The following is a 12,866-nucleotide window of genomic DNA, read 5'->3' as shown; positions in this document are numbered from 1 at the left end:
ATACATAATATGCGTTTTTTCCGTTTAGAAATAAATGCTATTTTTGATTGATTATACTTTTAAGAAATGAACAAATTTTTACAATTCACCTTTATTTTTGCTTTAACCTTCTTGGCCTTCGCGCCATCAGCGCAAGCTCAATTGTCATCACAACACGCTATTGGTGCTCGTTTTGGGTCGGCAACTGGTATCACTTACCGCTATACGCTCAATCCTGACCGTGCAGTTGAAGGTATTCTTAGTGTCCAGAGCAATTCTACTTATAGCCGTTTCCGCTTGGTTGGACTATACCAATACCACAAACCATTGGTCGATAATATTTCTTGGTTTTGGGGTTTCGGTGGTAGTGTTGGCTCTTACACAGGTAAAGCATATACCACTGATGAAGGAAAACGCTTTGATAAGTATTCCGAATTGGCATTAAGTGTAGATGGTATAGTAGGCTTGGAGTATAAAATACCTTCTGCTCCTCTAGCAATTTCATTAGACGCAAAACCTTATTTTGACTTCTTGCAAGAATCTGGTTTCAACATTGTAAATGGACTTGGGTTCTCGGTTAGATATATGTTCTAAGAGATACAATGAAAATGAAAAAGGGAGTTGTTCTTTTGAATAACTCCCTTTTTTATTAGCTGAATAGCTTAATATCCTATTGGTTTAAGGATAACCAAATATCGCCTAAACGGCGTTGTTCTTCTGTGCTGTTTGGATTGCGTTCAATGTAATACGATACTTTGTCGCTTGCTTTTAAACGCACCGGAATTTCCAACATTAATCCTTCTCGTGCTACTAATAAGGTTACTTCATCGCCTATTTGGCTATACAACATCGCTTGATCTAATTCTCGTCCTTGTATATCCAATCGATTCCCATTCACAGCTACGATTTCATCATCCACATTTAATCCATCAAGCCAAGCTGCAGAATCACGATCCACAGCTTTAATGATCGTACGGCCATCCGTATGAGAAACCTTAATTCCCAAACTTGCTGTTTGTGTATCTCTATTTTGGTCAATAAATTGATAACCTACCAAGTTGAAATAAGCATTGTAATCAATATCCTCTGTTTGATAAACAGCCTCGAAAATTTCTTCCAAGGATACCCCTGTTACACGTTCTGCTAAATCCTGGAATTCCTTTTCATCAATACCTCGATTCTCAATCAAATAGAACTGCTCATAAGCCGCTTTTAACACATCATCTAAACAATGCTTTCCTTGGCTTTGCGAAATGATTTTAAGGTCAATCATACAGGCTAGCATAGCCCCCTTATTGTAGTAGGATATACTTACGTTGATCGAGTTTTCATCAGGACGATATTGTTTGATCCAAGTATCGAAACTGGATAAACCTACGGATTGAACCCGATGTCCAGGACGATTTAATACCAGATTGAATTCAGAAACTAATTCAGTTAGATATTCTTGCTCATCCCTGAAACCACAACGACGTGTAATTAAGTTGTCGTAATAGGCAGTAAACCCTTCAAAGATCCAAAGCAATGGGGTGTAATTTTCTTCCTCATAGTTGAATGGGCCAAGGTTTCTAGGTCTTAAGCGTTTTACATTCCATAAGTGGAAATATTCATGCGCCACTAAACTCAGAAAATTATTATAACCTAATCTGTTGATGTAGGCATTCCTCGACGCAGCCAATACGGTAGAGTTTAAATGCTCTAATCCACCATGTGCACTCTGATAATTATGGGTAATAAAAACATAACGATCGTTAGGATTGGAACCCCAAATACGTGTTTCCTCCGCTACGATTTTCTGAATATCCTGTGTCAGTAATTCCTGGTTGTAATTTGCTGGACCCACCATTGCAAACTCATGTGGAATACCTGCGGCGTCAAAGGTCCAGGTTTCTTGATTTCCAATTTCTAAAGGAGAGTCAAACAGGATGTCAAAGTTTGGTGACTTAAATAGGTTTTCCACGGCAGGTTCTTCCTCTAAACCAGTGGAGATTTTAGACCATTGTGCTGGCAGGATGACTTGTACTGTGCTTGGATGGTCCAAATGCCCATCAATGTAAAAGAATGTTCCTGCCGGACTGATAAAGGCATGAGTAGCATCCACAAAGTTCGTTCTTACGGATTTTTCAAAAGAATAAACCCGATATGAAAAGGCAAAGTCCTGTCCAAAAGTATTTACCCGCCAAGTGTTTTTGCTCGTTTTTTCAACAAAAAGGGCATCTCCAGAGCTGCTGACAGCATTGACATGCTCCACGTTCTTGGAAAACTCCCGAATCAAATAAGAACCAGGCGTCCAGACAGGCATCTTTAAGTCGATGTGGTCCTGACCAAATCCTTCAATAAACATACTAACCTCCACATAATGTGCCTGAGGCTCTAGAAACGAAAGTTGAAAGTGAATGCTGCTTGTACTCATAGTTTTTTGTTAAACGTAAAAAGGGAACCCATAATTGGCTTCCCTTGTTTCCTTATTTTATTCTTGTATAAGTCTCGAATGTATAGGCAAATTGATGCTTCTCATCTATTTCATGCGCCTCCGAGCTTTGCAATTCCCATTCTTGCGCAGGTAATTCTGGAAAGAATGCATCGGCATCTTCGATTGTAGTATGTACTCTTGTCAATAAGACTTTTTCTGCCATAGGCAATGCTTGCTTATATATTTGAGCTCCACCAATGATGAATATCTCGTTTTCATCTCGGCAATAGGTCATCACCTCATGTAGGCTGTTAGCAACATCAACATCTTCATGAATAAATGTCGCTGAACGTGAAACAACTATGTTTCTACGACCAGGAAGTGGCTTGCCAATGGATTCAAAAGTCTTTCTTCCCATAACAATGGAATGATCCATCGTTTCTTTTTTGAAGAATTTGAAATCATTTGGTAAATGCCAAGGCATTTGATTGCCTTTTCCAATGGCGTTATTTTCTGCTGCAGCCACAATTAATGTGACAGTAGGGGTGTTAATCATCTTTAATAATATGTTTACTAATTACCGCACTAAACAGCTACTGGAGCTTTGATATGTGGGTGACTTTCATAATTTACTAACTCGAAATCTTCAAATTTAAAGTCGAAAATATCTTTTACCTCCGGATTGATCTTCATCGTTGGTAATGCTTTCGGCTCACGCGATAATTGCAATTCCGTTTGTTCAAAATGATTGCTGTAAATATGCGCATCGCCTAATGTATGTACAAATTCTGCTGCTTCCATATCACAAACTTGTGCCACCATCATCGTCAATAATGCGTAAGAAGCGATGTTGAATGGAACACCAAGGAAGATATCAGCACTACGTTGGTATAGCTGACAAGATAACTGCGGTTTTAAGATGCCATTCTCTGGATCTGCCGGTGCCACATAGAATTGAAAGAAAGCATGACATGGAGGTAATGCCATGTGCTCTATCTCGCCTACATTCCATGCGGAGACAATTATTCTACGCGAATCTGGTGAGTTTTTAAGCTGTTTAATGACTTGGCTGATCTGATCGATATGTCGTCCATCTGGGGTAGGCCATGAACGCCATTGAGAACCATACACAGGCCCTAAATTTCCTTCCGCATCTGCCCACTCATCCCAAATACTAACACCATTCTCTTTTAAATAATTAATATTGGTCTCGCCTCGTAAAAACCAAATTAATTCGTGGATAATAGAACGTAAATGCAGTTTCTTTGTCGTAACCAATGGGAAACCTTCCTTCAGGTTAAAGCGCATTTGATACCCAAATACACTTTTTGTTCCTGTTCCGGTACGGTCAGTTTTTTCAACTCCTGTGGTATACACATGTTTCAATAGATCCAAATACTGCTGCATAGCGTTTTTTCCTTTTTTGACTTAGCTACGAAGATACCTTTTTTTAGATCATCAGAATATCACAATTTTTCAACAACTAACAATTTGAAGCTTTTTGTGTATTTTTGCAAAATATCATGGGAAAAAAAGTTGCTTTCTATACCTTGGGTTGTAAACTGAACTTTTCAGAAACATCCTCTATAGGCCGAATCTTTAAAGATGCCGGTTACGAAACGACGCCTTTCAATAGTGCGGCTGATGTGTATGTTATTAACACCTGTTCGGTGACCGATCATGCTGACCGAAAGTGTCGTAAGGTAGTGAAAGAAGCCCTTAAACATTCCCCAAATGCCTACATTACCATCGTAGGTTGTTATGCGCAATTAAAACCAAAGGAGATTTCTGAAATCCCCGGGGTGGATATGGTACTTGGTGCTGCCGAGAAATTCAATATCCTGGAGCATATCAATGACTTGACCAAAAATGAGAAAGCAGTTGTGCACAATGCACCAATCGATGAAACCCATCAATTTGTTTCCGCTTTTTCTATTGGTGATCGTACTAGAACTTTTCTAAAAGTTCAGGATGGTTGCGACTATTCTTGTACTTTCTGTACCATTCCTTTGGCAAGGGGAGCGAGCCGTTCAGGCAAGATTGAGGATATCGTAAAGCAAGCTGAAGAAATTGCCGCATCTGGTGTGAAGGAAATCGTGTTGACGGGTGTGAATATTGGTGATTTTGGTGTTCGTGATGGAAAACGTCAGGACCGTTTTGTTGATTTGGTCAAAGCCTTAGATGAAGTGGAAGGGATTGACCGAATTCGAATCTCCAGTATTGAGCCAAACTTGTTGACCAATGAGATTATCGAATTTGTGGCTGAATCGAAACGCTTTGTGCCGCATTTCCACATGCCTCTTCAATCTGGTAATAATCAGGTATTAGCCAAAATGCGCCGCCGCTACAAACGTGAACTTTATGCGGAACGTGTTGCTAAAATTAAATCCCTGATGCCGAACTGCTGTATCGGTGTCGATGTGATTGTTGGATTCCCCGGTGAAACACGTGAAGACTTTATCGATACCTACAACTTCCTAAACGACATGGATATTTCCTATCTGCATGTGTTTACCTATTCAGAAAGAGAGAATACCATCGCTGCCCAAATGGAAGGTGCAGTACCAGGAGCGCAACGTAGTGATCGCAGCAAGATGCTACACATACTTTCAGAAAAGAAACGCCGTGCATTCTATGAATCGCAATTAGGAGCAGAGGATTTAGTTCTATTCGAAGGCGATATCAAAGACGGCTATATGCATGGTTTCTCCAAGAATTATGTGAAGGTACGTACGGAGTATGATCCATTATTGGTAAATGAAGTCGTTCCTGTCAAGTTCTTGAGCATCTCAGAATCAGGCGATGTCGATATTGAGGAAATCCCTGAAGTATTAACCCACTAATCGTTTATTTCGAAGGATAAATCTGATGCAAGGCAATTCTATTACCTTCGCAATCACCAAATTCTGCAACGATATACCGTAAATTATCCTCGATTTTTTTCGGAAGGATAACCGTACCTCCAGCTTTAAGGACATTGTTCAAAACGGCATCAATATCATAGGTCTTGTAATAAAATGCTACTTGATTACTGTTAGGACTGTACATATCCCCTTTTGCTAAGGCACCACAGATACCTAGATTTTCTTCCTGAAAACTTAACTGTTCAATGCCATTTCGCTCGACTAACTCTTTCTCAAACTCAAACCCGAAGACTTGAGTGTAGAATGCTGCTGCACGAGATAAATCATAAACCGGAATCTCGAAATACACTTTGGGAACTTTAACAAACTCTTCCATATCTTCTGCTTTAAGTAATAACCTAAATTAAAACAGCAATGTAACCTAATCATTACCTCATAGTTAATTAAACGTATAATTGTTGTAAAAAGTTGTGGGGGATTTAATGTTGGGTAGATTCTTTTTAGGTTAATGAAGTGAGAATTGGATTTTCTCTGTGTATAAGTTAGTAATTGCAGCTATTTGCTTCGTGACTATTGCGGATTTTTCACGGATCTAATAGGGATCTTGTTCGGATCTCGTTCGGTCGGAACCGAACGAGATCCGAAGGAGATCCGAACAAGTTCCGAAGGAGATCCGAATAAGTGTCGAATGAAACCCTTGTGAGAGACGACGAGACTACAGACAAAAAACACCAGAAATTGGAAAGGAAAAAGGAGAAAGTGGAATGGAGATTTGATACTGCTGCGGTCTCATAACTATTTTTAAATCGGGCAGACATTCCGCTACGCTCAGTGCTGCCCCTACGTATGGGGCGCTATTAAACGACTAATAACAAGCTTTCTAGGTAGTACGTTAGGTAGGGGCGGTACTGAGTGAGTTTGAGGAAAGGGATTCATCCCAGACGAGAACGAACGGAATGTCCGCCCGTTTTTAAGCAATATCCTATATAAGGATTATTTTGATTTCGTTTTAGCGGTCGATGCCTGCATCGACCCTACAAACATTCGTGAAATTATTAACCCAATTACCGGTAACTGTAGGGTCGAAGCATGCTTCGACCGCGCAAATTACTATAGATATGAGATATGAGATCACTACACTTTTAGATGTGAGATAAAAGGCGATGTGGAAATAGGCAATGGACAATAGATTTTCAGGTCTGTTGTCTTTGAATATATAGTTTAATATTTAGGCGGTCGATGCCTGCATCGACCCTACAAACAATCGTGAAATTATTAACCCTAATGCCGATAACTGTAGGGTCGAAGCATGCTTCGACCGCAAATAATATATAATAAACCATAAAAACACCAACAGAAAGCCCAAAAAAAAGGCAACAGAATTTGAAAATCTGTTACCTTTTCTATAAAGTTTAAAGTTACTTCATTTTTGCTTCGCTCTTTTTGTAAGGAATATTACCTATTCCCTTACTATCTCAAATCTCACATCTCACATCTAATAGCGCAGCGGTCTCACATCTCATCTCCCTACTTATTTCTAATCCTAAAGCTTTCAAATTCCTTGTGTAAGCGAAGGAGCTTGAAGGTTGAACTGATCAGTTCATTCGTTTCTAATAGGATCGAGAAGTATAAGCGTGAGTTTTTCGGACTGTTTTCTGATGTTCTGATACGATCGATTTGCTTGTCCAAAAGGTTATTGATGTAGTCTTGAATGTTTTCACGCTCTTTGATAAGCTCATCAATTTTGGAGAAATCAAGACGCTTATAGGTCATGTGGATTTCCGAAAACCAATTACCGATCTGTTCTACAACATATTTTAAGTCTTTAGCCTGACTAATGCGCAGGTGTTTGTGGTTATTGTCTACATGCGAGAGCGCATTGGAATTGATAACAGCCACGTTTTCCACCATATCTTGAAGGTAACCTAGGGAAATGATATAGTAACGACTTCCTTTTACCGAGCTGTCATCTAGATTTCGGATAAACTCATACATGGAATTATTGGTCGAGTTCAAGTCGGCAATTAGTTTCTTTACCAATTTTTTATTCATGGTTAGAGCGACCAGGTCTTCTTTAATGAGGGAGTCAATAGACTCCTTGTAGAAAATATTGGTTTTAGAGAAAGTCTCACTGATTTGTTGTGCACTGGTTTCAATTACCTGCTGTAATCCAATGATATCTGCTTTTTCTAAGTTTAATTCCTGCAATGCTTTTGCTTTGATTTTCTTATCGTGGCTCTTTGCATTTCTATATAATAATAAAGCCAATACGACTAGGGAAATTACGAAGGTTACAATTCCTCCGATTTTAAGGAAATAAGCGAATACGAAGGCTCCTAAGAAGGCGCAGCCGGCAGTTACGAACCAACCACCTATTACATGGAAAACTCCGGATACGCGGTAGACAGCACTCTCACGACCCCAAGCGCGGTCAGCAAATGCAGTACCCATAGCCACCATAAAAGTGACGTAGGTCGTGGATAATGGAAGCTTCATGGAGGTTCCCAAAGCGATCAAGCTACTTGCTACCATTAGGTTTACCGATGCACGAATCATATCGAACATAGGTTCGTCCTTACTCTTTTTCTTCTTTTCCTGAGCAATCATAGGATGCTCGAATTTCTTGTCTAGACTTGCTTGCATGGTGCGTGGCATGACATAGGTCAATACCGAACCAATGCGTATAAACCCTCGTACAATGCTTCTGGAAAGCATATTGGATTTGAACTTCTCATTACCATCACCTTGATTGGAAAGGCTCATTTCAGTCTCAATAACAGTTTTAGCTTTCTTTGAGGTCCATAGGGTAATGACCATAATCAATCCGGCAATCACCAAGGCCCAAAGCGGAGCAACAATTTCTGAAGAGGCTAGGGCATCCATGGTATAACCATCAGGATTGGCCATAGGGACACTTTGGAAGATTTCTACAGACTGCATGGCTGCAACCGGCACACCGATAAAGTTCACCAAGTCATTCCCAGCAAAAGATAATGCTAATGCAAACGTTCCAATACCAATGATGACCTTTAAGATGTTATAGCCTAATAAATTGATGATGTAACTGACAATGGTAAATAGAACGAAACTACCTCCTAATAAAGTTAGCTCATGTGTCTTTACCCATTCTTTAATGTCGCTACTTAGAAAAGTTACCTCTTTCATCCCTTTGATCAGAATGAAATAAGAGATGGATGCCATAGCGATACCGCCAAAGATTACACCAATGGTTTTTAGTTTTTTCTCGAATTGGAAAGTGAAAAGTACACGTGAAATATATTGTACAATCATTCCGACCGAAAAGGATATAATGACAGAAAGTAATATACTATAGACAATTTCGGATGCTTTCTGTGTGTTGATATAAGAAGCTAATGTAGCAAAATTGCCATCGGTAGTAGCAATCTTGTACAAAGCCAAACAGATAGCAGCTCCTAGGAGCTCAAACACAATGGAAACGGTGGTAGAGGTCGGTAAGCCGAAATAATTGAATACATCCAAGAGGATAATATCCGTAATCATGACGGCAAGGAATATGGTTATGACATCATCGAATGTAAATTTACTGGGGACATAGATTCCAGATCGGGCAATTTCCATCATCCCAGAGGAGAATACGGAGCCAAATAGGATCCCCAAGCTGGCGATGATCATGATGCTTTTAAAAGGAATTGCTTTAGAGCCGATTGCTGAGTTTAAAAAGTTGACAGCATCGTTACTGACCCCAACCATCAAATCGATGACCGCAAGTACGGCTAAGGTAATCAGGACTAGGTAAAGATAATTTTCCATGTGAAGTTTATGTTATTTGCTTTTTGTATAGCTCTGTGATTAACATTGTTGTGTTCGGAAAGTTAAGAATGTACAAGTTTAGGCAAAATTACATCAAATCAGGCATTTGATTTAACCAAATTCTTCCAAATAATGACGCCCAATATAAAGAATACACCCACCCATTTTAAAAAACTAACGGACTCCTGCAAAACTAAATAGGACATGCAGACGGCAACCGGTAATTCTACAGCACTCAATACTGAGCCTAATGAATAACCTGTTTTAGGTAGGCCATAAGCAAAAAGAAACGGTGGTATAACTGTCCCAAATAATGCGAGCAATATTCCATAAGGCAAAATGCCGTTCAGGATTTCTAAATTGAAAAGTGTAAAGGGTTGTAAGGTGATGAAGATTAAGGCACATGCTCCGGTGATCATAATGGCTGATTTGTGTACTGCCGAGTAATCATTTCCGACACGTCCATTGACAATCATAAAGATGGAATAGGCCGTGGCTGCTAAGAGACCGTAAATAAGACCTTCATACGAAAAACTGGCTAATGGCTCCTCAATCATACCTGTGGCAAACAAAGTTCCTAGAAGTATTAAAACAATGACTAGAATTTGTTTTAAATCAGGCCTGGCCTTGAAAAAGATAAATTCTATGAGCTGACCAATCCAGATGTACTGCATCAAGAGGACAATTGCCAAAGAGGCAGGGACCAATTGAACACATTTATAGTAGAGAATACTCACCGCACCGGTACTCACACCACTTAAGAGGATCTTCCAAGCTGGGGATTTTGGTTTTTGAGTTGATGTGGTGGTTTTCTTACCAAATGCAAGCCAAATAAACCATAGGAGCCAAAGGATGATGGAACCTAAAAGTGCCTGGATTCCGGTTACTTCGCCGAGGTTATAGCCTTGTTCGTAAGCTTTCTTTACAAAAGTGGATAAAATTCCAAAGCTTGCGGCGCCTATAAAAACAGCAATGGCACCTTGGGTCTTTTTCATAGCCTGCAAAATAACGGAAATTATACCATAGTACTTTCAATAGAATTGTCATATTGAAGTCCTTTATGGCCTTTCTGACTCGTACTAGCGTAAAATATAAGTGATAATCTTGTCTGCAAAACATGGGTTCCCTAGTTTAGTATACATGAGGCAAGATAAAGTAAATCACATCTGTGGAAAAAAAGCGATTGGAGGGAGAATTGATTAAGGTTTATTTTTGGAGAGGAGGTTTTATGCGTATCAGCTACAGTTGGATTATTCTATTATCGGCAATTTTATTTTTAAGTTCCTGTGGAGCGAGGAAGAAGACAATGGGGCGTCCTACAACTGGAGCCGTAAAGCCAAATAAAAATGCTCCACTTTCGGATGCATCCGACGCTCGTGGAATGGAGTTCAGCAATAATAAGTTGGAAAACTATGCGCACCTGCTGGGTGTCAAAACCAAGGACCTGGATAGTAAAAGTCTTTATTACATGATTGACGATTGGATGGGTACTCCGCATCGTATGGGTGGACTAGATAAGGGCGGGGTGGATTGCTCCGGCTTTGTGAGTATGCTATATCAGAAAGTTTATGGAAAAGATCTGCCTAGAACATCCAGGGATATGGCGGAAAAGGTGAAAAGGAAATATGATGATCAATTGAAAGAGGGTGATTTGGTATTCTTTTCATTCGGTGGACGAAACATAGATCATGTGGGAATTTACCTGCACAATGGGAAGTTCGTTCATGTTTCTACAAGAAAGGGCGTCATTATCTCCAACCTCAAGGATGCTTGGTATTCCAAATACTTTACCCGTTGTGGTACTCCAAATATTTAAGTCCTTTCCATCAGACCGAAAGGAACTGCTTTAGCTATAGACATTGTAATCCTAATGTAAGAAGCTGAGTATTCCTAAATAAAGCACAATTATTAGCTATAAATCTTTATTTTTGTGCACAATTTGAAGAACAGTCATGTCGGATAAAAGCAAAAAAATATTCTTAGCACTTAGTATAGTCGTTCCATTTTTGATCTATTGTGTTTATTACTATTCCAATATGATTAAGAATGCTCCATATCGTTTTACGGATTTCGAATCTGTAGATATTCGCTATGGTTTTCCAGATTCCATGTTGAATCATTTTAATTCCAAAACTGCGGATTACGAATACTTAACTAAGGATGGTCAATTAATCAAGGATACGTTAAGATTGCGTAATGATGATTTGTTGTATCTACACCGTAAAGCTCAGGAATTGGGTTTTTGGAATGTTCAAGATGATATGACGACTTCAGCAGCTGATAAGAAGGATTTAGCGAGAGTTCCCCGTTATACTTTGACCTTTAAATATAAAGAGAAAACGAAGTCCGTTACGATGGATGCTGATTATGCAGGCAATCCTAAGATGTTTGAAGCAGCAAGAACTACCGTTGATGAGGTGATGCGCATGTTAGCAAGCGCTAAGACGAGATAATATTTATTATTTAATTTTCTCTTAACGGTAACTTTATGATATAGCCATACCTTTGAGTCAAGTAATTTGTTTCAATAAATTGTTTGGTGATTAAAAGGTTATTAGGTAAACAAGAAAAGAGGTCGATGTGATATCGACCTCTTTTATTTTTTTAACATCATACAATTTTTCGTTTAGAATTTGTAGCCAATTTCATTTCTCTATTTTCAAAACTGCTGTCATTTTTGTCTGTTGGACGATGAGTTCATTACAAAAGACGTGTCAATTCGAATTTATTTTTCCACAATTGCTAAAAATTTGGAAATAAAATTAATGTGCTATTTAAATATGCGTTAGTTAAAGAAATTATGATTGAAATCATAAAATAGAATATATTGATTCTCAATATGAAACTTTATTAAATCGCTTAGAATTAATAAAACTTTAGAGAAAATTTTATCTTATAAATCACGCATATATTTATTTCTGACTATTTAATAAATACTGATTATGGTAAATTACATTGTGGTTTATTTTCTACGAAGGGATTATTTGAGTGTGAAAAAGCTGTAATAATCATTAACTTGTTCCAAAATATTAAATTATGGAAACAAAAATTTCATCAAAATTCATTGCTGAACTGATTGGAACATTCGGTTTAGTATTGTTTGGCTGTGGGGCCGCTGCCATTGCTGGCGGTGATACGCTGGCCTAAACATCAGGCTTGGGTTTATTGGGTATTTCTCTGGCATTCGGTTTATCCGTAGTCGTATTTGCTTACGCAATTGGAGGAATTTCTGGTTGTCATATTAATCCTGCGGTAACCATTGGTGTATTAGCTGCTGGAAGGATTTCAGCTCGTGATGCGATTGTTTATATTGCTGCCCAAGTAATAGGTGCAATATTAGGTGCGTTCGTATTGAAGACAATCTTAACCGGGCAAACGAATGGTTTTAATGCTGGAGAATGGGCATTTGGTTCCAACGGATGGGGTAAAGGTTATCAAAATGAATTCAACATGATGTCTGCTTTTATTACTGAAGCTGTTTTGACTGCAGTATTCTTATTTGTTATCCTAGCAACGACTTCTAAAGTTGGAAATGGTACCATGGCTGGTTTAGCTATTGGTTTAACACTCGTATTGATCCACATGGTTGCTATCCCTATTACTGGGACTTCTGTAAACCCTGCAAGAAGTTTAGGTCCTGCAATATTTGCTGGAGGAGAAGCAATCTCGCAGTTATGGTTGTTCTTAGTGGCGCCAATTGTAGGTGGAGTTATAGGTTCTGTGTTATGGCGAGTGACCTATTCTGAAAATAAAGTTGCTGCTTAAATTGGCTTTTGTGAATTAGTTCAATATAGGGAGTTGCCTTGTAGGTGACTCCT

Annotated in this window: 11 protein-coding genes; 5 read left to right on the top strand and 6 right to left on the bottom strand. The window is 38.9% G+C overall.

Features of this window, described 5'->3' with window-relative positions:
• The first annotated feature begins 66 nt into the window (after positions 1 to 66).
• Positions 67 to 573: a hypothetical protein gene (locus ABD676_RS10025; RefSeq protein ID WP_344674531.1), complete on the top strand. Its 507-nt coding sequence runs from the start codon at positions 67 to 69 to the stop codon at positions 571 to 573.
• A 76-nt stretch (positions 574 to 649) separates the two neighbouring features.
• On the opposite strand, the gene ABD676_RS10020 is transcribed toward ABD676_RS10025, so the two are convergent.
• The 3 genes from ABD676_RS10020 to ABD676_RS10010 are packed head-to-tail and all read right to left on the bottom strand — an operon-like array spanning position 650 to position 3,799.
• On the bottom strand, positions 650 to 2,392 hold the full coding sequence (locus tag ABD676_RS10020) for a M61 family metallopeptidase (protein ID WP_344674530.1): 1,743 nt from the start codon (positions 2,390 to 2,392) through the stop codon (positions 650 to 652).
• A gap of 52 nt (positions 2,393 to 2,444) precedes the next feature.
• Positions 2,445 to 2,948 (bottom strand): dihydrofolate reductase, encoded by a 504-nt coding sequence (locus tag ABD676_RS10015; RefSeq protein ID WP_344674529.1) that lies wholly within the window; start codon positions 2,946 to 2,948, stop codon positions 2,445 to 2,447.
• Between the two features lie 29 nt (positions 2,949 to 2,977).
• A complete protein-coding gene (locus tag ABD676_RS10010) occupies positions 2,978 to 3,799 on the bottom strand; it encodes a thymidylate synthase (protein ID WP_344674528.1) in 822 nt (273 codons plus the stop codon).
• A gap of 116 nt (positions 3,800 to 3,915) precedes the next feature.
• Here ABD676_RS10010 and mtaB point away from each other — a divergent pair, with 116 nt between their 5' ends.
• Complete coding sequence (gene mtaB / locus ABD676_RS10005; RefSeq protein ID WP_344674527.1) at positions 3,916 to 5,235, top strand: tRNA (N(6)-L-threonylcarbamoyladenosine(37)-C(2))-methylthiotransferase MtaB; 1,320 nt, start codon at positions 3,916 to 3,918, stop codon at positions 5,233 to 5,235.
• 4 nt (positions 5,236 to 5,239) lie between these two features.
• Here mtaB and ABD676_RS10000 read toward each other — a convergent pair whose 3' ends face one another.
• The 3 genes from ABD676_RS10000 to ABD676_RS09990 form a co-directional block, all read right to left on the bottom strand.
• Positions 5,240 to 5,632 carry a VOC family protein gene (locus ABD676_RS10000; RefSeq protein WP_344674526.1) on the bottom strand — a complete coding sequence of 131 codons (393 nt, stop codon included), beginning with the start codon at positions 5,630 to 5,632 and terminating at the stop codon, positions 5,240 to 5,242.
• 1,151 nt (positions 5,633 to 6,783) lie between these two features.
• Positions 6,784 to 9,048, bottom strand: a complete 2,265-nt coding sequence (locus ABD676_RS09995; RefSeq protein ID WP_344674525.1) for an inorganic phosphate transporter — start codon at positions 9,046 to 9,048, stop codon at positions 6,784 to 6,786.
• Between the two features lie 98 nt (positions 9,049 to 9,146).
• A complete protein-coding gene (locus tag ABD676_RS09990) occupies positions 9,147 to 10,043 on the bottom strand; it encodes an EamA family transporter (protein WP_344674524.1) in 897 nt (298 codons plus the stop codon).
• Between the two features lie 173 nt (positions 10,044 to 10,216).
• Between ABD676_RS09990 and ABD676_RS09985 the strand changes: the two genes are divergently transcribed.
• The 3 genes from ABD676_RS09985 (at position 10,217) to ABD676_RS09975 (ending at position 12,813) form a co-directional block, all read left to right on the top strand.
• On the top strand, positions 10,217 to 10,864 hold the full coding sequence (locus ABD676_RS09985; RefSeq protein WP_344674523.1) for a C40 family peptidase: 648 nt from the start codon (positions 10,217 to 10,219) through the stop codon (positions 10,862 to 10,864).
• A 136-nt stretch (positions 10,865 to 11,000) separates the two neighbouring features.
• Positions 11,001 to 11,501: a hypothetical protein gene (locus tag ABD676_RS09980; protein WP_344674522.1), complete on the top strand. Its 501-nt coding sequence runs from the start codon at positions 11,001 to 11,003 to the stop codon at positions 11,499 to 11,501.
• A 703-nt stretch (positions 11,502 to 12,204) separates the two neighbouring features.
• Positions 12,205 to 12,813 carry an MIP family channel protein gene (locus ABD676_RS09975; RefSeq protein ID WP_344674521.1) on the top strand — a complete coding sequence of 203 codons (609 nt, stop codon included), beginning with the start codon at positions 12,205 to 12,207 and terminating at the stop codon, positions 12,811 to 12,813.
• The last annotated feature ends 53 nt before the right edge of the window (positions 12,814 to 12,866 follow it).

The organism is Sphingobacterium kyonggiense, from assembly GCF_039536825.1.
Lineage (GTDB): Bacteria > Bacteroidota > Bacteroidia > Sphingobacteriales > Sphingobacteriaceae > Sphingobacterium > Sphingobacterium kyonggiense.
The sequence above is the reverse complement of the archived record's forward strand: the minus strand, read 5'-3'. Positions and strand labels throughout refer to the sequence as shown.

Bases quoted from the DNA above. Each gene is read 5' to 3' on its own strand.
- ABD676_RS10015 (WP_344674529.1), bottom strand. From the start codon at position 2,948: ATGATTAACACCCCTACTGTCACATTAATTGTGGCTGCAGCAGAAAAT.
- ABD676_RS10000 (WP_344674526.1), bottom strand. From the start codon at position 5,632: ATGGAAGAGTTTGTTAAAGTTCCCAAAGTGTATTTCGAGATTCCGGTT.
- ABD676_RS10010 (WP_344674528.1), bottom strand. From the start codon at position 3,799: ATGCAGCAGTATTTGGATCTATTGAAACATGTGTATACCACAGGAGTT.
- mtaB (WP_344674527.1), top strand. From the start codon at position 3,916: ATGGGAAAAAAAGTTGCTTTCTATACCTTGGGTTGTAAACTGAACTTT.
- ABD676_RS10025 (WP_344674531.1), top strand. From the start codon at position 67: ATGAACAAATTTTTACAATTCACCTTTATTTTTGCTTTAACCTTCTTG.
- ABD676_RS09990 (WP_344674524.1), bottom strand. From the start codon at position 10,043: ATGAAAAAGACCCAAGGTGCCATTGCTGTTTTTATAGGCGCCGCAAGC.
- ABD676_RS09995 (WP_344674525.1), bottom strand. From the start codon at position 9,048: ATGGAAAATTATCTTTACCTAGTCCTGATTACCTTAGCCGTACTTGCG.
- ABD676_RS09980 (WP_344674522.1), top strand. From the start codon at position 11,001: ATGTCGGATAAAAGCAAAAAAATATTCTTAGCACTTAGTATAGTCGTT.
- ABD676_RS10020 (WP_344674530.1), bottom strand. From the start codon at position 2,392: ATGAGTACAAGCAGCATTCACTTTCAACTTTCGTTTCTAGAGCCTCAG.